This is a genomic window from Curtobacterium sp. ME26, from assembly GCF_903970945.1.
Lineage (GTDB): Bacteria > Actinomycetota > Actinomycetes > Actinomycetales > Microbacteriaceae > Curtobacterium > Curtobacterium citri.
On sequence record NZ_CAJCKG010000005.1, the window covers coordinates 24922 to 45556 of the forward strand.

A 20635-nucleotide genomic window follows, 5' to 3' on the forward strand; every position below is an offset into this window, starting at 1 on the left:
CTGTCCGCCCTACGCCCAGCCGAGCTCGTGCAGGCGCTCGTCGTCGATGCCGTAGTAGTGCCCGATCTCGTGGACGAGGGTGGTGTGCACCTCGTCCCGCAGCTCGTCCAGGGTGTCGCACTCCGCGAGGTGCTGCTTGCGGAACACGACGATCCGGTCCGGCAGCTCGCCGAAGCCGTACTGCCCGCGTTCGGTCGCCGCGACCCCGTCGTAGATGCCGAACAGGTCGGAGCCGTCCTCGGGTTCGTCCTCGACGACGAACACGACGTTGTCGAGCCCGTCGACCATCTCGTCGGGCAGCCGGTCGAGCTCGTCGGTCACGAGCTGCTCGAACGCGTCGGCAGACATCTCCATCACGATCCGATCGTGGCACACCGGGATCGGAGGACGACGAAGGCCCCGTCCGAACGGACGGGGCCTTCACGTACTGGGGTGAATAACGGGTCTCGAACCCGCGACCTCCTAGACCACAACCAGGCGCTCTACCAACTGAGCTATATCCACCATGTTCGAACCGGCGGACCGGCGCGACCACTCAATAGTAGTACACGCCGGAGGTCCCGCAGAACAGGCGTGTCGTCACTCGGTCGCGGGCTGGGCGAGTCGCGGTTCCCACCGCTCGACGACCTCGGCGGCGACGGCGCGCACGTCCTCGGTGGTCGGCCCGGGCTCCGCGACGAAGCCGGCACGGCGGTAGTACTCGAGCTCGCGGATCGACTCGAGGATGTCCGCGAGGGCACGGTGCCCGCCGTGCTTCTCCGGCGCGTTGAAGTACACGCGCGGGAACCAGCGGCGGCACAGCTCCTTGATGCTCGACACGTCCACGCTGCGGTAGTGCAGGTGCCCGTCGACGCGCGGCATGTACTTCGCCAGGAACGCCCGGTCGGTGCCGATCGTGTTGCCAGCCAGGGGTGCGCTGCCTTCGGCAGGGACGTGCTGGAGGATGTACTCGAGCACCTGGTACTCGGCGTCGGCGAGGGAGACCCCGTCCGGGATCTCCTCGATGAGCCCCGAGGTCGTGTGCATGTTCGTCACGAACTCGTTCATGTTGTCGAGCGCCGACTGGTCGGGCTTGATGACGATGTCGAAGCCGGCGTGCACGGGGACCAGGTCGAAGTCGGTGATGACGACGGCCACCTCGACGAGTTGGTCGACCTCGACGTCGAGGCCGGTCATCTCGCAGTCGATCCAGACGAGGCGGTCGTTCGCAGTTGCCATGCCCTCGATCCTATTCCGCGCCGGTGACGCTCCCGGTGCCGGACTGCCGTGCTGTGGAGGGTGCGCCGCTGCCGGCGTGCACGCGGGTCCCGCGAGCGGGCGGAACCCGCTCGCCCGGGCCGGCCAGGCGGCGGGATCTGCCTGCTCGTGCAGCGGGCGGTCCCGGTGGATGACCCGTGCCTCCCGTCCGACCGTCCGCCCGGAACCCGCGAGCGGGCGCAACGTGCTCGACCCAGCCCCCTCGGCCGCACGATCCGCCCGCTCGTGCAGCAGGCGGTCCCGATGGGTGACCCGTACCTCCCGTCCGACCGGGCGGAACCCGCGAGCGGGCGCAACTTGCGCTGCCGGAGCCGCTCGCACACCGCATCCGCCCGCTCGCAGGAGGGTAGCGGCCCCCCGGCGGTGGCCGTCGGCACACCCGGGCCCCGCCCAGGACGCGAGCGGGCGGAAGCGGCGCGCGTCACGACCGAGAGTCGCCGTTCCCGCCCGCTCGCGTCCCGCGGGTCAGCCGCACACACCTCGCGACCACGCGCGCGGACGAGACGGCCACCGACGACCGGAACGGGCAGTCGCGGACCCTGTCGGGAGGCTCGCCCCACCCTCCCCGTCGTCCCGCCCCCGCCAGCCGGTCACCTCGACCTCGCGAGCGGGCGGGAACAGTGCGCGTCGCGACCGCGACCAGCAGCTTCCGCCCGCTCGCGCCCCGACGGCTCGGGGCCCGAGCCCCTCGCCCCGAGCGCACGAGCGCGCCGCCTCCATGGGGCGCCCCCGAACGACGAACGGGCGGAACCGACCGCCGGACCTTCGGTCCGACCACCGGTTCCGCCCGTTCGCGGAAGGCCGCAGCTCACCCAGCAGCGTCTCCGCCCACGCCGCCCACACCGCCAGCCCACGGAGCCAGCCCACGTCCCCCGCACGCGCGAGCGCGCGCCCGCCCCGCCTCAGACCATCTCGCCCGCCGAGATCGCCTCGGCCTCGACCCGCTCGGGCTCCGCCCCGTCGTCCACACGTCGGAGCACCCGCGTCGTCACGACCACGACCACGAACGCCACGGCCACCGACACCCCGGCGAAGACGTACGCCGCCGAGGGGGAGTACGCGTCCGCCAGCAGGGTCGCCACGGGCGGGGCGATCGCACCGCCGATGAACCGCACGGCCGAGTACGCGCTCGACGCCACGGAGCGGGGGAGGTCCGTCGCCTCCATGACGCACTCGGTGAGCACGGTGTTGAGGACACCGAGCACGAGTCCGCCGATGACCACGCAGACGATCAGTCCGACCTGCGACGTCACGACGACCGCGGCGGCGAACAGGTCGAGGGCGAGCAGCGGCAGGGCGATCTTCAGCACGGTCGTCCGGCGCATCCGGGCGGTCAGGGCCGGCGCGACCCACACCGAGGTGATCGCGAGTCCGACGCCCCAGCCGAAGAAGGTGAAGCCGATGCCGAGCGCCCCGAACTCGAGCGGGAACGGCGTGTAGGCGAGCAGCACGAAGAAGCCGATGTTGTAGAAGAGCGCGGTGACGGCGAGGGCCGCGAGCGCCGGCTGTCCGAGCGCCCGGAACGGCGCCGAGAGCTTCGTGGGCGTCGGCTTCTCGAGCCCGGACGACTTCAGGAGCACCACGACCGCGATGAACGCGATCGCCATGAGGGTGGTGACGCCGAAGAACGGGCCGCGCCAGCTCACCGAGCCGAGCAGCCCGCCGACGAGCGGGCCGACGGCGATGCCGAGGCCGAGGGCCGCCTCGTAGAGGATGATCGCCGACGCGGTGCCGCCCGAGGCCGCACCCACGATCGTCGCGAGCGCGGTGGAGATGAAGAGCGCGTTGCCGAGGCCCCAGCCGGCGCGGAAGCCGATGATGTTCCAGACGCTGCCGGAGGTGGCGGCGAGCACCGAGAAGACGACGATGAGTGCGAGCCCGATGAGCAGCGTGTTCTTCGCGCCGATGCGGCTCGACACCCAGCTGGTGAAGAACATGGCGACGCCCGTGACCGCGAGGTAGCTCGTGAAGAGCAGCTCGGTCTGCGCAGCGGTCGCGTGCAACGAGGACGCGATCGCGGGCAGGATCGGGTCGACGAGGCCGATGCCCATGAAGGCGACGACGCAGGCGAAGGCGATCGCCCACACCGCGGACGACTGCTTGAGGATGCTGCCGGATGCAGCGGGTGCGTGGGCGTTCACGCGGGGATCTCCGTTCTGGTGGTGGTCGTGGCGGGCGTGCGTGCGGCGACGATGGCGGCCGCGCGGTGCAGCACGTCCCACTCGTCGTCGCCGAGGTCGGCGAAGACCGGCCCGACCGTCTCGGTGATGGTGGCGCGCCAGGTGTGGAGCCGGTCGCGCCCGGTGTCGGTGAGCTCGATGAGCTGGCCGCGGGAGTCGTCCGGGTCGACGCTGCGCGAGACCAGGCCGTCGGCGAGCATGCCGGCGACGAGCTTGGTCATGGTGGGCTGCGCAACGCGCGAGGCGGCGGCGAGCTCGCCGAGGCGGAGCGGCTGCTCGGTCTCGAGGATCCCGAGGGTCCGCCACACGGCGGCCGAGGTCGGGTTGCCGGTGGCTCGTGCGGCGGCGCGGATCAGCCGGTTGACGGAGACGAGGAGCGTCTCCACCGTCTGTGCCCTTGTTGATTCCACTCCGGAACTGTATAGCAAGGCTATGCATCCGTCAACAGGGGCGTCCTGGTAGAAGGGAAGCATGAGCGACATCACCATCTCCGAGGGCGACGAGTACACCGCGATCTTCCACGGCGGTCCCTTCGACGGCACGACCGACACCCGCACCGCCACCGGCGACGCGGTCGACGACGAGGTCACGGTGTACGCGGACGTCGAGGGCCTCCAGACGGCCTTCACCTACAAGGCCACCAAGTCCCGCCAGGTGCTCGACCAGACCTCGGTCGAGTACGAGTACGACGCCGCCGACTCCGACCCGGTCGACGACCTGCAGGACCGCGGCGACCGCAGCGGCGGGTTCGACCGGGAGTAGACCCGACGCCGCCCGCGTTGCACGAGCCGTGCGACTCGATCTCTGGACCTCCGCCTTCTGCGCCCCGTGCGCGGCCGCCCGCCGCGTGACCGGTGACGTGGCGGCGCTCGTCCCGGGGCTGCGGGTCACCGAGCGCGACGTGGCGGCACACCCCGACACCGCAGAGGACCTCGGCCTCCGTTCGACCCCCACGATCATCGTGCGGCGGGACGACGGGACCGAGGTCTTCCGTTCGCCCGGCGTCCCCTCGCGGGACCAGCTGCTGCTGGCGGTCGCCAAGGCGCTCTGACACCGACGCTGCCGCTGACGGCGTCCGGCCGGGAGGCGCGCCCCACCTCCGTCACGCGCGTCCGATCCGCGGGCGGCCGGCTCAGCCCCGTGGTCGCGCCCCGACGCCGGCCACCGGCTCGCCGTCCCGCTGCGACCGCGGAGCACCGACCTGCTCGGCCGTCGTCGGGACAGGGCGCACGATCCGCCGGAGCCGCCGCACGATCCGCTTGGCCGTCCGGACCGGCGTGCCGAGCCCGAGCGCGAGCGCCCCGAGCACCGAGCGGTCCGCCGACCCGAGGGCGTTCTTCCGCTCCCACGCGCGGCGGAGCGTCCCGCCGCGGCTCCGTCGCGCAGCCGGCCGGTCGACCAGTGCTCCCGCGTCGCGGAGCCGCATGAGCGCCTCCGTCCGTTCGGCCCAGTCGTCGTCGGCCGCCGGGTGGAAGTGGTTGTCGTGCATCCACTCCGGGCGGACGGTGCCGAAGCGTCCCTCGACGAGGTCGGTGGTGTCGCCCTCGAGGCCGCTGTCCACGAAGACCTCGTTGATGAGCGAGCGGGCGATCCCGAAGTCGGTCAGGGTGAGTGCCGGCACACCCCGCGCCACGGCCTCGAGCACGGCGGTCGAGCTCACCGTCACGAGCGCCACCGCCCGGTCGAGGTGCTGCGCCATGGATCCGCCGGCGACCACGAGGTTCGGCGGAGCGTCCGCCGGCAGGAGGTCGGGGTAGGGGTACTGCTCGCGGTGCGTCTGGTGCTCGCCCGCCGCCGCGCGGACCTTCACGACGACGCGCCACTCCGGGTGCCGCCGTGCGGTCTCGACGAGCCGGTCGACGATGCGGCGCCGGTCGTGCTCGTCGGCGGGCACGCTCGGCTGCGCCGCGAACACGACGGCGTCGCGGGGGTGTTCCTCGGCGCTCGGCGGGCGCGGCGAGCGGTCGACGGCGTCCGTCGCGCCCCGCCCCGTCCGCGAGCGGGCGAAGGGCAACGTCGCGAGGGCGAAGTGCGGTTCGATCCCGCCCGCTCGCGCGAGCTCGCGGTACGCGCGGACCTCGCGGTGGCTGTGCAGCACGAAGAGGTCGGCGCGCGCTCGGAAGAACACGCCCTTCCACTTGGCCGGGAAGGAGATGCCGGGGAGTCCGGTGACGAGGACCGGTCGGTGCGGGACACGACGCGACACCTCGTCGATCACGAGTTCGGCGACCGGACCGATGCACGCGACGAGCGCGGCGTCCGGCGGGTCCTCTTGCAGCCCACGGACGATCGCGTCCCCCTCGATCGGTTCCGGCGGCGCGGTCGCGAGGTGGGCCAGCCGTGCGTCGAGACCACCGAACGCCGCCCCGAGCTGTGCGCGGCTCGCGGACCGGGGCGTCGCGACGACCACGAGCTCGAGCCGCCAGTGCGCCGGTGCCGCGGCGAGCAGGTGCGCGCCCCACTTCGCGAACGAGTCCGTGTCGACCAGGCCGACCACGCGACGGACGCGGGGCGGGGTGCCGGACGGGAGGCGCGCCTCCCGTCCGTCCGTCGGCTCGCGCCGTCCGTCGCGCACCGGACCCGCGTGCTCGGTGGACCCCACCCGGTCAGGCGCCGACGCGGCGCAGCTTGGCCATCGGCGCGCGCTCGCCGGGGAACACGCGCTTGACGCCGTCCCCGAGGGCTGTCTCGATGATCCGGACGTCGCGCACCAGCGTCCGGAGCCCCTGCGGCTCGAGCGAGGCGGCGTGGTCCGAGCCCCACATGGTGCGGTCGAGCGTGATGTGCCGCTCGACGGCCGCGGCACCCAGCGCGACGGCGGCAAGCGAGATCTGGAGCCCGGGCTCGTGGCCCGAGTACCCGACCGGCACGCCCGCGTAGCGGAGTGCGAGCGTGTCGATCATCCGGAGGTTGGCCTCCTCGGCGGGCAGCGGGTACGTCGACGTGGCGTGCATGAGCACGAGTCGGCCGGTACCGAGGGTGTCGACGGCGCGGTCGATCTGCTCGAGGGTGGACATGCCCGTCGACAGGATCACCGGCTTGCCCGTCGCGGCGACGGCGGCGAGCAGCCCGAGGTCGGTCACCGACGCCGAGGCGATCTTGTACGCGACGACGTTCAGGTCCTCGAGGAAGTCGACGCTCGGCTCGTCCCACGGCGACGCGAACCAGTCGAGGCCGCGGAGCGTGGCGTGGTCGCCGATCTCGATGTACTGCTCGCGGTCGAACTCGACGCGGTGTCGGTACTCCAGGTAGGTCATCTCGCCCCAGGGGGTGCTTCGCGGGGTGGCCTTCATGTGCTCCGGCGTCGAGATCTCCGGCGTGCGCTTCTGGAACTTGACCGCCTGCAGGCCGGCGTCGGCCGCGACGTCGACGAGGCGCTTCGCGATGTCGACGTCGCCGTTGTGGTTGAGGCCGATCTCGCCGATCAGGTAGGCGGGGTGGTCGGCGCCGATGGTCGACGTGCCGATGGTGACGGTCATGGTGCTCCGTTCGCGGTCGGGGTGTGTGGGCGGTGCTCGGTCAGTGGGCGGCGACGGTGCTGGCGTGGGCGCGGGCGGCGAGGGCGTCCGCGTGGGCGCGGGCGGCGAGGGCGTCGGCGTGGGCGAGGTCGGCGAGGTCGTCGACGTCGACGGCGAGCGCGGGGTCGACGACCACGAACTCGACCCGTCCGTGGAAGCGGTGCCGGTGCTGCCGGAACGCATCCGCACGGAAGACGGTGAAGGCGCCCGTCTCGCGGTACTCCGGCTCACGGTCCTGCCGACGCGGGCGGGTAGCGGCGTCGTGGTTGACCGCGACCGCACCTCCGTCGGGAGCCGCCCGCCACAGGAACGCGTGCGACGGGGTCGCGGCGAACACGACGTCCGCGGCGCCGGACCGCACGCGGTCGACCGCACGGTCCAGGTCGGCCGGGTCCACGAACGGCGAGGTTGCCTGCAGGAAGACGACCACGTCGGGTGCGGTGCCGTCCGTCCCGAGGACGTCGAGCGCGTGCAGCAGGGCGGACTCCGACGAGGCCTCGTCGCCGGCGAGCTCCGTCGGACGCCGGACCACGGTCGCTCCGGCGTCTGCTGCCGCAGCCGCGATCGCGTCGCCGTCGGTGGAGACGACAACGGCGTCGATCGTCTCAGCGGCCCGGGCGGCGTCCACCGCGCGGCGCACGAGGGAGCGGCCGCCGACCGTGCGGAGGTTCTTGCCCGGGATGCCCTTGCTACCGGCCCGTGCCGGGATGATCGCCACGACGGATCCGGAGGAGCGCATGACCGGGACCGTACGGAGGGGCGGTGACCCTGAGACGAACTGCAGGAAGACGCGTGCCGAACCTTCCGCGACGGCGGTCCCCGGTCGCGCCCCTGCGCGTTCCCGACCGGAGGACCGAGCACGCGTCCTCCGTGCGGCCCCTCGGCGACCGACGGCGGTAGGATCGTCGCCGCCGGCCTCCGTAGCTCAGTGGATAGAGCAGGTGGTTTCTACCCACCGTGCCGCGGGTTCGATTCCTGCCGGGGGCACCGGAACGGACGAGGCCGCCATCCCCTCGGATGGCGGCCTCGCGCCGGTCGGCCTCGCACCGGTCGGCCTGAGGCCGGACCGGCAGTGGTGGTCGTGCTCAGTCGTCGTCGCCGGCTCGGCGTCGCAGCTCGCTGGCGCTGATCGGCTGCGTGTAGGGCGACGGTTCGTCGTCCCGCTCCGCCGCCGGCTCGTCCGCGTCGCCCGGGCGGGTGTCCTGGTCTGCCGTCCGGTCGAGGCCGGTCGCGGATCCGGAGGCTCGGTTGACGTGTGCGTCCGCCGCCGTGGGACTGGCGATGCGGGGTGACGACGGGGTCCGGTCCTGGTCGGTCGCGTCCACGTCGCGGGCGTCCGCGTCGTGGCCACCGACGTCGTGGCCACCGACGTCGTTCCGCGCGGCGGGAGCAGGGGTGCTCGGTCGACCCGGGGCGATGGGGGAGCCGAGCGGCGGTCGAACCGGAGCACCGTCGAGCGGCACGGTCTCGCCCTGGCCGTACGGGCGGGTGCGGTTGTCGGGGGCGGGGCGGAGGTCGTTGATCGGGGTCGTGGCGTCCTGGTCGCGGTCAGCCGACCCCGGTGCCGGCGCAGAGGGGGCGACGACGGGCTGTTGTTGCTGCTGCTGCAGCGTGGGGCGCAGTGCCGTCGTGGTCGGCGTGGCGGGCTGGGACGGCGCGTCGGCGTCCGCGGCACCGCGCTTCTGCTGCTGGTCCGCGTTCCAGTCCTGCTGACGGCCGATCAACTCGGCGTCCGGGTCCGGCGAGTCGAACTTCCAGCGCTCGAGGTCGGACTTGAAGAGCTTGCGCGCGCGGTTGGGCCGGGCGTTCCACTCGAGCAGACGGTCGCGCAGTTCTCCGAGCGACTGGTCCGTCGACGTGAAGGTCGACGAGTTGCGCTTGATGTCGGCGATCTCGTGCTGCGCCCAGTCGGCTGCGAGTGCCGCGCCGCTGACGGGCAACATGCGCAGGCGGATGTCGGCGTCCTCGGCGAGGTGGTCGGTGTACGCGCGTTCCTCGTGTCCGAGCGAGCCCCACCGCGATGCCTTCCGCGAGACCGAGACGATCCCGGCGACGGCGGCGTTCCGGCTCTCCCGGTCGTGCAGTGCGACGACGCGCTTCGTCGCCGCACGTCCGATCAGGGCGGCGATCACCCCGGCCACGACGATCGCGATGAAGGGGATGATCGCTCCGGAGAGCACCCGCCATCCCGTGTCGGACGCCGTCCAGTCGGTCAGGTCGTTCCACCAGTCCATGCGCGAACCCTACGCAGCGCGTGGGCGCGATCAGCGCAGGCCCGTCGGCGTTCCGCCGATCCCGACCGGCGGGACGTCCGTGCCGTGCCGTCGGGGCTCGTGCGCCTCAGCCCCAGCGGAGGAAGTCGACCGCGTCGTCCGCGGACCACGCGTTCGGCAGCTCCACGAACCGGCGCTCGGTGGCGACGTACCGTCGGGCGCGGTACGCCGTGCCGCCGGCGACGTCGAGGCGGTCGACGTACCCGACGATCTCGCCGTTCGCCCGCGTGACCCGGCTGAGGTCGTCGCGCACGTCGAGGACGCGGAGGTCGCCTCGGCTCCGCGCCACGGGCGTCGGGCGGGAGCGGAACGCGAGATCGGTGCTGAGCTGCACTGGTGCCTCCTTGTGGTCTGTCGTGTGGTGTACCAGCGACGGTACGGGCGACCACCGACACTCCCGAGGGCGTCGTGCAGCGCTGTGGAGGACACGTGGGGGGACACACGCCGTGCAGGACGACGACCCCGTTCACGGTCCGCCACGAGCCCGGCGAGGTAGGTTCTGCGCATGACGACGTTCGTGCTCGCAGGTGGCTGCTTCTGGTGTCTCGACGCGGTGTACCGCACGCTCCAGGGCGTGCAGGAGGTGGTGTCGGGCTACATCGGCGGCACCACGGACGCCCCGTCCTACGAGGCGGTCTGCACCGGCACGACCGGGCACGCCGAGGCGGTCGCAGTGACCTTCGACGAGTCCGTCATCCCCGCTGACGTCGTCCTCGACGTCTTCTTCACGCTCCACGACCCGCGGCAGCTGAACCGACAGGGTGCCGACGTGGGCACGCAGTACCGGTCCGCGATGTTCCCCGCCGACGCCGAGCAGGAAGCGCTGTTCCGTCGGGCGATCGACCGCGCCGGCACGATGTGGGACGGCGGCGTCGTCACGACGATCGAGGCGCCCGGGCCGTTCTTCCGTGCGGAGGAGTACCACCAGGACTTCTTCGCCAAGAACCCGGGCCAGGGCTACTGCTTGGCGGTCGCGCTCCCCAAGGTGAACAAGGTCCGCAAGGCCTACAGTCGGTACATCCTGGCGTCCTGAGACGCGGCGCCGGGGCCACGAGGAGGTGGTCGAACGATGATGGACAACACCGGGACCTGGGTGGCCGTCGGTCCGGCGGGCGCGGTCGGGAGCATCCGCCGTGCGTCGGACGGGTTCCACGTCGAGCTCTACGGTCGGACCGGACGAGGCGGCACCTACCCGTCGCTCGGGTCCGCCAAGGAGGCGGTCCACGCGGCGCTGGGTCCGTTCGCCGACCGGCCCGAGTTCCGCGCGCACTGACCACGGTCGGTCTGGAGGCGCGGGGGACTCCTCCTGCACAGCCGACGTGATCGAGATGACCGGTCACAGGACGAGGGCCGGGTCGCTGGTGTGCCCCGGCCCTCGCCGACGATCGAGTCATGAACGACACGATCACCGTCTGCGGCATCGTCGCGACCGAACCCCGCCACCTCGTCACCGACACCGGCATCGCCATCTCGAGCATGCGCCTGGCGTCCCCGTCCCGTCGCTGGGACCGCAGCACCTCGTCCTGGACCAGCGGCACCACCAACTGGTTCACGGTCACCGCATTCCGCTCCCTGGCCGCGAACGTCCACAAGTCGCTGAAGAAGGGCGACCGCATCGTGGTCACGGGGCGGGTCCGCATCCGCACCTGGGAACGGGACGGTCGCGGCGGGACCTCCGTGGAGATCGATGCCGAGGGCATCGGACACGACCTCGCCTGGGGCATCAGCAACTGGATCCGGGTGCCGCGACACAGCACCGAGTCCACTGCCGTTCCCGGCGACTCCCCGTCGGTCGACCCGCGGACGGGCGAGGTCCGCGGGCAGGTCGACCCGGACGCGGACGCGACCGCCGAGGACGAGCTGCCGGATCCTGCCGAGGCGGCACGGCACACCGCGTCCGCGCTGGGCGGGGACTTCGCCACGCCCTCGTCGCCGCTCGACGGGCCGGACGACCGTGCGCTCTCCAGCCGTGACGCGGCGTGAGCACCGGAGTCGCATCCGGCGATGTCGAAGAGAGGGGGCGCTCCGGGGCGCGGTGTCAGTAGACTTGCCGCGATATGGCTGAGTACATCTACCAGATGGTCCGCGCCCGCAAGACGGTCGGCGACAAGCTGATCCTCGACGACGTCACGATGTCGTTCCTCCCCGGCGCCAAGATCGGCGTCGTCGGGCCGAACGGTGCAGGCAAGTCGACGATCCTGAAGATCATGGCGGGTCTCGACCAGCCGTCCAACGGCGAGGCGAAGCTCACCCCGGGCTACACCGTCGGCATCCTCATGCAGGAGCCGGAGCTCGACGAGTCGAAGACCGTCCTCGAGAACGTGCAGGAGGGCGTCGGCGAGATCCACGGGAAGATCACGCGCTTCAACGAGATCTCCGCGCTGATGGCCGAGCCGGACGCCGACTTCGACGCCCTCCTGGCCGAGATGGGCACCCTCCAGGAGGACATCGACGCCGCCGACGCATGGGACCTCGACTCGCAGCTCGAGCAGGCCATGGCCGCGCTCCAGTGCCCGCCGGGGGACGAGCTCGTCACCCACCTCTCCGGTGGTGAGAAGCGTCGCGTCGCCCTCTGCAAGCTCCTGCTGCAGAAGCCCGACCTGCTCCTCCTCGACGAGCCCACCAACCACCTCGACGCCGAGTCCGTCCTCTGGCTCGAGCAGCACCTGCAGCAGTACCACGGCGCCGTGCTGGCCGTGACCCACGACCGGTACTTCCTCGACCACGTCGCGCAGTGGATCGCCGAGGTCGACCGCGGGCGCCTCTACCCGTACGAGGGCAACTACTCGACCTACCTCGAGAAGAAGCGTGCCCGACTCGAGGTCCAGGGCAAGAAGGACGCCAAGCTCGCGAAGCGTCTCTCGTCCGAGCTCGACTGGGTGCGGAGCAACCAGAAGGGTCGCCAGGCGAAGTCGAAGGCCCGTCTCGCCCGCTACGAGGAGATGGTGTCGGAGGCCGAGCGCACGCGGAAGCTCGACTTCGAGGAGATCGTCATCCCCGTCGGCCCGCGTCTCGGGTCGCAGGTCATCGACGCCGACAAGCTCCACAAGTCGTTCGGTGAGCGCGTCATCATCGACGACCTGTCCTTCACGCTGCCCCGCAACGGCATCGTCGGCGTCATCGGTCCGAACGGTGTCGGCAAGACGACGCTCTTCAAGACGATCGTCGGCCTCGAGCCGCTCGACGGCGGCTCGCTGAAGGTCGGCGAGACCGTCGACATCTCGTACGTCGACCAGAGCCGCGGTGGCATCGACCCGAACAAGAACCTGTGGGAGGTCGTGTCCGACGGACTCGACTACATCCAGGTCGGCAAGACGGAGATCCCGTCGCGCGCCTACGTGTCGCAGTTCGGCTTCAAGGGGCCGGACCAGCAGAAGCGCGCCGGCATCCTCTCCGGTGGTGAGCGCAACCGTTTGAACCTCGCGCTGACCCTGAAGCAGGGCGGCAACCTCCTGCTCCTCGACGAGCCGACGAACGACCTGGACGTCGAGACGCTCGGCAGTCTCGAGAACGCGTTGCTCGAGTACCCCGGCTGTGCCGTGGTGATCACCCACGACCGGTGGTTCCTCGACCGCATCGCGACGCACATCCTCGCGTGGGAGGGCCTCAACGAGGACGGGACGCCGAACTGGTACTGGTTCGAGGGCAACTTCGAGGCGTACGAGGAGAACAAGGTCGAGCGTCTCGGTGCCGACGCCGCGAAGCCGGGTCGGGCGACCTACCGCAAGCTCACGCGCGACTGATCCGTGGCGAGGCTCCACGTCCCGATCCGCCTGCGGTGGAGTGACATCGACGCGTACGGGCACGTCAACAACTCCGCGGTGCTGCGCCTCCTCGAGGAGGCGCGCATCGCGGGGTTCTGGGGACACGACCCGTCCGACGTCGACGAGGACGGCGACCTCGCGGCGCCGATCATCGACGGTCGTCCCGGATCGGGCACCATGACGGTGATCGCGGCCCAGCGGCTCGAGTACCTCGCCTCGATCCCGTACCAGCGTCGTCCGCTCGACGTGCAGCTGTGGATCGGGCGCACGGGTGGCGCGAGCATCGACGTCTCGTACGAGGTGTGGTCACCCGCGGGCGTCGAGCCCACCGTCTTGTACACCCGGGCGACCACGGCCCTGGTGATGGTCGACACGGCCACGGAGCGCCCGCGTCGGCTGACGGATGCGGAACGTGCCGCGTGCGCGCCGTACACCGAGCCGCCGGTGGTGTTCGCCCGCCCGTAGCGGAAGCGTCCGGCGCGCGCCGCCGCCACACAACGGGAAGCAGCTCGTGCCACGAGATCGCGTGGCGCGGGCTGCTTCCCGTTGTGCGCAAGCACTCCGAACCGCGAGTGTCGGCGCTCAGCGCGGGACGCGCAGCATGCCCTCCTGCGCCACCGACGCGAGCAGCCGTCCGTCGCGCGCGAACATCCGGCCGAACGCGAGCCCCCTCCCGCCCTGCGCGCTCGGTGACTCCTGCGCGTAGAGCACCCACTCGTCGGCCGGAGCGTCCCGGTGCCACCACATGGCGTGGTCGAGACTCGCGCTCTTCACGCCCGGGGTGCCCCAGGCGACGCCGTGCCGCCGCATGATCGGCTCGAGGATCGACATGTCGCTCGCGTACCCGAGCACGGCACGGTGCAGGGCCGGGTCCGCGGGCAGCGCCCCCTCGACCCGGAACCACACCGCCTGGTGCGGCACCCGCTCGCCCTGCACGTCGACGAACACCGGCCCCTCGACGTGCCGGAGGTCGATCGACCGCGCCGCCCAGGCCTGCGCGACCGGGTGGTCGATCGCCGAGAGGATCGACGCCGCGGACGGCAGGGTCTCCGGCTCGGGGACGTCCACGGGGAAGGGGTCCTGGTGCTCGACGCCCTCGTCCGGGCGCTGGAACGAGGCGATCATCGAGAAGATCGGCACCCCGCGCTGGTACGCCTGCACCCGCCGGGTGGCGAACGAGCGACCGTCGTGGATCCGCTCGACGGCGAAGGTGATCGGCAGCTCGGTGTCGCCCGGCCGCAGGAAGTAGCCGTGCATCGAGTGGATGTCGCGGTCCTCGATGGTGTGCTGGGCGGCGACGATGCACTGCGCGAGCACCTGGCCGCCGAAGACCCGTCCACCGGGCGACCAGTGGCTGGCACCCGTCAGGATCGTCTCACCCGTGCTCGCGCCGGTGTCCTGCAGGCGGAGGGTGCTGAGGAAGTCGGGTTCGCCGTTCACACCCGCAGTCTACGAACCCGCCGCCGGTAGGATCGGTGGCGACATGGGCACCTCGTTCACGCTTCCCGACACCGCTTCGCTCGGTGACCTCCGCACCTACCTCGGGCGGGCCGCCCGGATCGAGGACGGATCGGTCCGGCTCATCGCGGACTCGCGTGTCCTGGCGGTCTACACGGCGATCCTCTACCCGCTCGGCCTGCTCGACGAGCTGCCGACGGTGCTCGGGCTGCGGACGTTCTCGCTCACGCAGCCGGTCACGATCGACGCGGTCGTGCCGCTCGCCTCGCTGCAGGAACGCCTCCGTGTGCTCGCCGAGGAGCAGGACGCCGCCGGTGCTGACGGCGCGGACCCGACCCGCGCCACACCGGTCGAGGTCGAGCTGCCGCACGAGGTCAACACCGTCACCTGGGCTGCGATCTCGCCGCCCCGCGGCGGGTGGGTGCCGCTGCCCGACATCTCGCCGGAGCTGCTCCGTCGTGCCGCCCGTGACGGCATCGCCGAGGTCGCCGACGCCGTGCCGTCCAACGCCGGGGAGGCGATCGTGCGTCGTATCCGTGCCGAGGTGTGGGGTCGCCCGGTGCCTGGCATAGAGCACGTGCCGGCCGCCGCCGGGTTCGCGGGGGAGAGCCTCGGCTTCCTCGGCCACGACCCGGTGCGGCTGTTCGAGGCCGGTCGGTGGAGCCGCCTGACGACGTCCCGCGGTCACGTGCTGGTCAAGCGGCGCGCCTGGGGCCTCGCCGACTGACACCGGTCGACGACCGGTTCCTGTGGGTACCGGCCCTCCGTCCACAGGTGGTCCGCCCGCACCCCGGCGCCGGAGCGGTCGTGGTTGGGTGACTGCATGCAGGTCTTCCTCACCGGCGCGTCCGGCTACATCGGTTCCTCCGTCCTCCGCGCCCTCGTCGCCCACGGCGACCGGGTCACCGCGCTCGTCCGCTCCGACGAGAAGGCGCAGGCGGTCCGCGACGCCGGCGGCAGCGCGGTCGTCGGCGACGTGACGGACACGGACGTCGTCCGTCGTCTCGTGCACGACGCCGACGCGGTCGTGCACACGGCGTCGGCCGAGTCGGTCGACCCCGGGTTCACGGCGACCGTGCTCGAGGCGTTCTCCGGCTCGGCAGGACCGTTCGTCCACACCGGGGTGTCTTCACGTTCGGCGACTCCACCGACATCTCCGAGCAGTCACCCGTCTCGCCGCCGGCGCTCACCGCGTGGCGTGCTCCCGTCGAGGCGACGGTGCGAGCCAGCGACGTCCGCACCACGATCGTCGCGCCGGGCATCGTGCACGGCCGGGGCGCGGGGATCCCGGCGATGTTCGTCGGTGACGGGGAGCACGAGGTGCGGCTCGTCGGCGACGGTTCGCAGCGCTGGACGACCGTGCACGTCGACGACCTCGCCGAGCTCTACGTCCTGGCCGTCCACCGCGGTGAGCAGGACGGGTACGTCGTGGCGGCGAGGGGGGCCAACCCGACCGTGCGCGAGATCGCCGAGGCGGGGGCGCACGGTTCCCCCGTCGTCGCCGAGAGCGTCGATGCCAGCCGGGAGCGTCTGGGCACTGACTTCGCCGACGCGCTGCTCCTGCACCAGGAGGCGTCCGGCGCGCATGCACGCGCGGCCTTCGGCTGGCGACCGTCGCGGCCGTCCCTGCTCGAGGACCTGGCCGACGGTTCGTACGTCCGGTAGACCGCACGGCGGGTGGGCGGAGGCCGCGTCGTGGACTCCACCGCAGCCACCGGCCGGACGGGAGGCGCGTGGCGGGCGCGGCCCGTGCCTCCCGTCCGGCCTGTGGTCGCGTCCGGCCGGGAACGACGGCGACCACCGGGCCGAGACGCGTCGCGACGCGACGCGACCGTCAGTCGAAGGTGTTCGTCATCGCATGCGCCGCACGGTCGAGGTACGCCCACAGCTCGGCCTCGTCCAGCGGAGCCAGCTCGAGCGACTCGACGGCGTCGTGCATGTGGTGCAGCCAGCGCTCGCGGGCCTCCGACGTGATCCGGAAGGGGTTGTGGCGCATCCGGAGCCGGGGGTGCCCGCGCTCCTCGCTGTAGGTCCCGGGGCCGCCCCAGTACTGCTGGAGGAACGCGGACAGCCGCCAGATCGCACCCTCGAGGTCGTCAGCCGGGTACATCGGCCAGATGACGTCGTCCTGCTGCACGCCCTCGTAGAACCGTCGGACGAGCCGGTCGAAGGTCGGCGCGCCGCCGATCCGCTCGTACAGCGACCCCGTGGCGGCGGCGCCGCCCAGCCCCACGCGCAGCGTGATCGGCTGACCGGGGACAGGCGTGGTGGGGTCGCTCACTGGTGGTCCTTCCCGGACTCCTGGTCGTCGGTGCGGATGGCCCGCCCGAACAGGTTCCCACGCTTCCCGCGGGACTTGGTGGGTGCCGGCGTCGGCTGGGTGCGCACGGTGCGCAGGCCGTTGATGGAGGTGGCGTTCTCCCACCCCTCGGGCATGATCATCGCCATCGCCGGCAGCGTCACGCCGAGCTCGTCGACGGCGCGCTTCAGGCGGACGCGCATCTCGCGGCCGACGACGTCGAGTTCGGACGCGCGGGTCTTCACGACGAGCCGGAGCACCATGCCGGCGTCAGTGATGGACTGCAGCCCCCAGATCTCGGGCTTCTCGACGATCCGCTGCCGCCAGCGGGGTTCCTGGGACATCGCGACCGCCGTGCGGAGGAGTGCGTCCTGCACGGCGTCGATGTCGGTGTCGTAGGGCACCGTGATGTCGACGAGCACTCGTGACCACCCCTGCGACAGGTTGCCGACGCGCAGGATCTGACCGTTCGGGACGAACCACAGGATGCCGTTGACGTCGCGGATCTGCATCACGCGCAGACCGACGTTCTCGACCACGCCGGTCGCGGGGCCGGTGTCCACGACGTCGCCGACGCCGGCCTGGTCCTCGAGGATCATGAACACCCCGGACAGCAGGTCCTTCACGATGCTCTGCGCGCCGACCGCCAGGCCCGCGGCGACGACCGAGGCGCCACCGACGATGCCGACTGCGGCGGTCGGGAACGTCGTGGAGATGATGATCGCGAGCGCGATCACGGCGATGACCACCGTCGCGAGGTTCTCGAGCACGCTGCCGAGCGTGCGGGTCCGCTGCACCACGCGGGCGGTCTGCACCGGCGAGGCGATGAGCGCCTGGGTGTCGTCGGCGCCCTGCCGTTTCTTCACGCCGTTCACGATCCGGTCGACGACCTGCTTGATCGTGCGACGGAGCAGCAGCCGGACGATGATCGCCACGAGGATCGTGATGACGATCGTGATCGGGGTCTGCCAGGTGTCCACGAACTGGGTGAAGGCGTTCGACGCCCACTTCGAGACGTCGTCGGTCGTGTTCGCTGCCGAGTTCATCATCCGGACGATGCTAGAGGGCGGGGCCTCGGTGTCCCGTGAGGATCACCGAGGCCCCGCCCGCCGGCAGCGCGTGTCGCTCCGGTCAGGCGTCGGCCGCCTGGACCCGCAGCGCCCGCTCGGTACCGGCGACGTTCTCCGTCACGATCCGACGCAGCGCCGGGGTCTCCGGGTGCGCCTCGAGCCAGGCGTTCGCCGCGTCGCGGAGCTCGACCGAGGCGAGCGGCGCCGGGTAGAGCCCGGTGACGATCGTGTCGGCCATGTGGTAGCTGCGCTCCGCCCAGATGCGGGTGAGGGCGTCGAAGTAGCGGGACACCAGACCCTCGAGGACGACGGGGCTGTTCGTGTGCTGGAACCCGACGGTGGTCTGCCGGACGATCGCGTTCGGCAGCTCGTCGGAGTCGACGAGCGACGTGAACGCCGCGAGCTTGCCCTCGGCGGTCGGGATCGTCGCACGAGCACGTGCGGCGGCCTGCTCGCCCGACGCGGTCTTGTCCGCGGCAAGCTCGGCGTCGACCTCGGCGTCACCCGCGGCACCCGCGAGCACGAGGCCCTCGAGCAGCTCCCAACGCAGGTCGGTGTCGACCTCGAGACCCTGCAGCGTGACCGAACCGTCCCGGAGGCCCTGCAGCGTGGTCACGTGCTCCGGCGTCGAGGCGATCTGCGCGAAGAACTTCACGAACTGGAACTGAGCGTCCGACCCGGACTCAGCCGACGCGGCCAGCTGCCACAGCGTGTCGCCCACGGAGCGGACGGTGGCGTCGACCTTCGCCGGGGCGACGTAGTTGCGAGCGGTGAGCAGCAGCTGCGACAGCGTCGTGCGGATCGTCGTCGACTCGGTCTCGGTGGCGATGTTGCCGAGCACCAGGCGGACGTAGTCGCTCGCGGGCGACTCGGCGTCGCGCGTGGCGTCCCACATCGCGCCCCAGACGATCGAGCGGGCGAGCGGGTTCGCGATCGACGCGAGGTGCTCGATCGCCGTGCGGCGGGACTGCTCGTCGAGACGGATCTTGGCGTACGCCAGGTCGTCGTCGTTGAGCAGCACGAGGTCGCCGCGGTGCACGCCGACGAGCTCGGGGACCTCGGTGCGGGCGCCGTCGACGTCGATCTCGACGCGGTGCGCACGCTCGAGCTTGCCGCCCGACGACGCGGTGTCGGCGCCGAACGGTGCCTCCGCGTCCTGCTGGAACGCGTAGACGCCGATCGCGAGCCGGTGCGGGCGGAGCGTCGGATGGTCCGCAGGGGCTTCCTGCAGGACGGCGAACGAGGTGATCACGCCGGCCTCGTCGACCTCGATCTCGGGGCGCAGCGTGTTGACGCCGGCGGTCTCGAGCCACAGCTGCGACCACTCGGACAGGTCGCGGCCGCTCGTCGCCTCGAGCTCGACGAGCAGGTCGCGGAGCTCGGTGTTCGAGTGGTGGTGCTTCTTGAAGTACGCCGAGACGCCTGCGAAGAACGCGTCGATGCCGACCCACGCCACGAGCTGCTTGAGGACGGAGCCGCCCTTCGCGTACGTGATGCCGTCGAAGTTGACCTGGACGTCCTCGAGGTCGTTGATCGTCGCGACGATGGGGTGGGTCGAGGGGAGCTGGTCCTGCCGGTAGGCCCAGGACTTCTCCATGGCCTGGAAGGTCGTCCACGCCTCGGTCCACTCGGTGGCCTCGGCGGTGGCGATCGTGGAGGCCCACTCGGCGAACGACTCGTTCAGCCAGAGGTCGTTCCACCACTTCATCGTGACGAGGTCGCCGAACCACATGTGCGCGAGCTCGTGCAGGATCGTGACGACCCGGCGCTCCTTGATGGCGTCGGTGACCTTCGACCGGAACACGTAGGTCTCGGTGAAGGTGACCGCACCCGCGTTCTCCATCGCACCGGCGTTGAACTCCGGCACGAACAGCTGGTCGTACTTCTCGAACGGGTAGGCGACGTCGAACTTCTCCTCGAAGTACGCGAAGCCCTTCTTCGTCGTCTCGAACACGTACTCCGGGTCGAGGTACTCGGCGAGCGAGCGACGCGCGAAGACGCCGAGCGGGATCGTCCGGCCGTCGCGGCTGGTCAGCTCGTCGCGAACGACCTCGTACGGACCGGCGATCAGCGCCGTGATGTAGCTCGAGATGCGCGACGTCGCGGGGAAGACCCACGTCGCGACCTCGCCGTCGACGTGCGGCTCGGGCGTCGGGGCGTTCGAGACGACCTGCCAGCGGGCCGGGGCCGTCACCGTGAAGGTGAACTCGGCCTTGAGGTCGGGCTGCTCGAAGACCGCGAACATGCGGCGGGAGTCCGGCACCTCGAACTGCGAGTACAGGTAGACCTCGTCGTCGACCGGGTCGACGAAGCGGTGCAGGCCCTCGCCCGTGTTCGTGTAGAGCGCGTCGGCGACGACGACGAGCTCGTTCTGCTCCTGCAGCCCGTCCAGCTGGATGCGGACACCGTCGTTGACCGCGGCAACGTCGAGCGCGGCACCGTTCAGCTCCACCGAGTGCACGGCCTTCGTGATCGCGTCGATGAAGGTCGAGGCGCCGGGCGTCGCGGTGAAGCGGACACGCGTGGTGCTGCCGAACGTCTCGGCGCCGCGGGTCAGGTCCAGCTCGACGTCGTACGTCTGCACGGCGACGACCGCGGCACGTTCCTGGGCTTCGGTTCTGGTGAGGTTCTCTCCGGGCACGGACGCTCCAACTTCGCTTGCGGCGCGGACGATCGATGTCCGCGGTGAGGGGGAGTCCCGGCACGGCGTCGTGCGCCGTCGGGACGATGGGATCAGCCTAGCGAGCGCGCGTACGCTCGCACCGTGACCGAGACTGCTGTGGACAACACCGAGACCGTCCGTACCGCTGTGGAGT

At 71.6% G+C, this 20635-nt stretch carries 22 protein-coding genes, 2 tRNA genes and 1 pseudogene; 11 read left to right on the top strand and 14 right to left on the bottom strand.

The window, feature by feature from the left end; genetic code table 11:
- Positions 1 to 9 precede the first annotated feature (9 nt).
- The 5 genes from H7A69_RS03050 to H7A69_RS03070 form a co-directional block, all read right to left on the bottom strand.
- Positions 10 to 354: a metallopeptidase family protein gene (locus tag H7A69_RS03050; RefSeq protein ID WP_182045823.1), complete on the bottom strand. Its 345-nt coding sequence runs from the start codon at positions 352 to 354 to the stop codon at positions 10 to 12.
- A 74-nt stretch (positions 355 to 428) separates the two neighbouring features.
- Positions 429 to 504, bottom strand: a tRNA-His gene (locus H7A69_RS03055).
- Positions 505 to 579: 75 nt separating this feature from the next.
- On the bottom strand, positions 580 to 1218 hold the full coding sequence (gene orn, locus H7A69_RS03060; RefSeq protein WP_182045702.1) for an oligoribonuclease: 639 nt from the start codon (positions 1216 to 1218) through the stop codon (positions 580 to 582).
- A gap of 941 nt (positions 1219 to 2159) precedes the next feature.
- Positions 2160 to 3398, bottom strand: a complete 1239-nt coding sequence (locus H7A69_RS03065) for an MFS transporter (protein WP_182045703.1) — start codon at positions 3396 to 3398, stop codon at positions 2160 to 2162.
- Positions 3395 to 3847: a MarR family winged helix-turn-helix transcriptional regulator gene (locus H7A69_RS03070; RefSeq protein WP_182045704.1), complete on the bottom strand. Its 453-nt coding sequence runs from the start codon at positions 3845 to 3847 to the stop codon at positions 3395 to 3397. The genes H7A69_RS03065 and H7A69_RS03070 overlap by 4 nt, the downstream gene beginning before the upstream one ends.
- A 61-nt stretch (positions 3848 to 3908) precedes the next feature.
- Here H7A69_RS03070 and H7A69_RS03075 point away from each other — a divergent pair, with 61 nt between their 5' ends.
- Both H7A69_RS03075 and H7A69_RS03080 read left to right on the top strand, forming a co-directional pair.
- Positions 3909 to 4199 (top strand): hypothetical protein, encoded by a 291-nt coding sequence (locus H7A69_RS03075; protein ID WP_069711564.1) that lies wholly within the window; start codon positions 3909 to 3911, stop codon positions 4197 to 4199.
- 28 nt (positions 4200 to 4227) lie between these two features.
- Complete coding sequence (locus tag H7A69_RS03080) at positions 4228 to 4488, top strand: thioredoxin family protein (RefSeq protein WP_069711563.1); 261 nt, start codon at positions 4228 to 4230, stop codon at positions 4486 to 4488.
- A gap of 81 nt (positions 4489 to 4569) precedes the next feature.
- On the opposite strand, the gene H7A69_RS03085 is transcribed toward H7A69_RS03080, so the two are convergent.
- The 3 genes from H7A69_RS03085 to H7A69_RS03095 are packed head-to-tail and all read right to left on the bottom strand — an operon-like array spanning position 4570 to position 7694.
- On the bottom strand, positions 4570 to 6012 hold the full coding sequence (locus tag H7A69_RS03085) for a DUF6716 putative glycosyltransferase (RefSeq protein ID WP_182045705.1): 1443 nt from the start codon (positions 6010 to 6012) through the stop codon (positions 4570 to 4572).
- A gap of 31 nt (positions 6013 to 6043) precedes the next feature.
- Positions 6044 to 6916, bottom strand: coding sequence for an N-acetylneuraminate synthase family protein (locus tag H7A69_RS03090; RefSeq protein ID WP_182045706.1), 873 nt, complete (start codon positions 6914 to 6916; stop codon positions 6044 to 6046).
- A gap of 40 nt (positions 6917 to 6956) precedes the next feature.
- Positions 6957 to 7694 carry a cytidylyltransferase domain-containing protein gene (locus tag H7A69_RS03095; RefSeq protein WP_182045707.1) on the bottom strand — a complete coding sequence of 246 codons (738 nt, stop codon included), beginning with the start codon at positions 7692 to 7694 and terminating at the stop codon, positions 6957 to 6959.
- A gap of 175 nt (positions 7695 to 7869) precedes the next feature.
- Here H7A69_RS03095 and H7A69_RS03100 point away from each other — a divergent pair.
- Positions 7870 to 7942, top strand: a tRNA-Arg gene (locus H7A69_RS03100).
- A gap of 98 nt (positions 7943 to 8040) precedes the next feature.
- On the opposite strand, the gene H7A69_RS03105 is transcribed toward H7A69_RS03100, so the two are convergent.
- Together H7A69_RS03105 and H7A69_RS03110 are read right to left on the bottom strand one after the other, a co-directional pair.
- Positions 8041 to 9189 carry a hypothetical protein gene (locus tag H7A69_RS03105; protein ID WP_182045708.1) on the bottom strand — a complete coding sequence of 383 codons (1149 nt, stop codon included), beginning with the start codon at positions 9187 to 9189 and terminating at the stop codon, positions 8041 to 8043.
- Between the two features lie 106 nt (positions 9190 to 9295).
- Positions 9296 to 9562, bottom strand: coding sequence for a hypothetical protein (locus H7A69_RS03110; RefSeq protein WP_182045709.1), 267 nt, complete (start codon positions 9560 to 9562; stop codon positions 9296 to 9298).
- A 171-nt stretch (positions 9563 to 9733) separates the two neighbouring features.
- Here H7A69_RS03110 and msrA point away from each other — a divergent pair, with 171 nt between their 5' ends.
- The 5 genes from msrA to H7A69_RS03135 all read left to right on the top strand — a co-directional run bounded on the left by msrA (position 9734) and on the right by H7A69_RS03135 (position 13457).
- Entirely contained in the window at positions 9734 to 10261 is a 528-nt protein-coding gene (gene msrA, locus H7A69_RS03115) for a peptide-methionine (S)-S-oxide reductase MsrA (protein ID WP_182045710.1), read from the top strand.
- A 36-nt stretch (positions 10262 to 10297) separates the two neighbouring features.
- Positions 10298 to 10501, top strand: a complete 204-nt coding sequence (locus H7A69_RS03120) for a methyltransferase (RefSeq protein ID WP_182045711.1) — start codon at positions 10298 to 10300, stop codon at positions 10499 to 10501.
- 119 nt (positions 10502 to 10620) lie between these two features.
- Positions 10621 to 11211 (top strand): single-stranded DNA-binding protein, encoded by a 591-nt coding sequence (locus tag H7A69_RS03125; RefSeq protein WP_182045712.1) that lies wholly within the window; start codon positions 10621 to 10623, stop codon positions 11209 to 11211.
- A gap of 74 nt (positions 11212 to 11285) precedes the next feature.
- A complete protein-coding gene (gene ettA / locus H7A69_RS03130) occupies positions 11286 to 12971 on the top strand; it encodes an energy-dependent translational throttle protein EttA (protein ID WP_182045714.1) in 1686 nt (561 codons plus the stop codon).
- Positions 12972 to 12974: 3 nt separating this feature from the next.
- Positions 12975 to 13457 (top strand): acyl-CoA thioesterase, encoded by a 483-nt coding sequence (locus H7A69_RS03135; RefSeq protein WP_182045716.1) that lies wholly within the window; start codon positions 12975 to 12977, stop codon positions 13455 to 13457.
- 117 nt (positions 13458 to 13574) lie between these two features.
- Here H7A69_RS03135 and H7A69_RS03140 read toward each other — a convergent pair whose 3' ends face one another.
- Positions 13575 to 14432: an acyl-CoA thioesterase gene (locus tag H7A69_RS03140; protein ID WP_182045718.1), complete on the bottom strand. Its 858-nt coding sequence runs from the start codon at positions 14430 to 14432 to the stop codon at positions 13575 to 13577.
- Positions 14433 to 14475: 43 nt separating this feature from the next.
- On the opposite strand from H7A69_RS03140, the gene H7A69_RS03145 reads away from it, so the two are divergent.
- From H7A69_RS03145 to H7A69_RS17375, 3 genes and pseudogenes are all read left to right on the top strand, one after another.
- Positions 14476 to 15177 (top strand): hypothetical protein, encoded by a 702-nt coding sequence (locus H7A69_RS03145; protein WP_182045720.1) that lies wholly within the window; start codon positions 14476 to 14478, stop codon positions 15175 to 15177.
- A gap of 96 nt (positions 15178 to 15273) precedes the next feature.
- Positions 15274 to 15477: pseudogene (locus H7A69_RS17370) on the top strand (NAD(P)H-binding protein); the annotation flags it as partial.
- 191 nt (positions 15478 to 15668) lie between these two features.
- Positions 15669 to 16115, top strand: a complete 447-nt coding sequence (locus H7A69_RS17375) for an NAD-dependent epimerase/dehydratase family protein (protein WP_259346058.1) — start codon at positions 15669 to 15671, stop codon at positions 16113 to 16115.
- Positions 16116 to 16284: 169 nt separating this feature from the next.
- Here H7A69_RS17375 and H7A69_RS03155 read toward each other — a convergent pair whose 3' ends face one another.
- The 3 genes from H7A69_RS03155 to pepN all read right to left on the bottom strand — a co-directional run bounded on the left by H7A69_RS03155 (position 16285) and on the right by pepN (position 20460).
- Complete coding sequence (locus H7A69_RS03155; protein WP_411469345.1) at positions 16285 to 16695, bottom strand: globin; 411 nt, start codon at positions 16693 to 16695, stop codon at positions 16285 to 16287.
- Positions 16696 to 16727: 32 nt separating this feature from the next.
- On the bottom strand, positions 16728 to 17798 hold the full coding sequence (locus H7A69_RS03160; RefSeq protein WP_259346059.1) for a mechanosensitive ion channel family protein: 1071 nt from the start codon (positions 17796 to 17798) through the stop codon (positions 16728 to 16730).
- An 82-nt stretch (positions 17799 to 17880) separates the two neighbouring features.
- Entirely contained in the window at positions 17881 to 20460 is a 2580-nt protein-coding gene (pepN, locus tag H7A69_RS03165; protein WP_182045722.1) for an aminopeptidase N, read from the bottom strand.
- Positions 20461 to 20635: the final 175 nt, after the last annotated feature.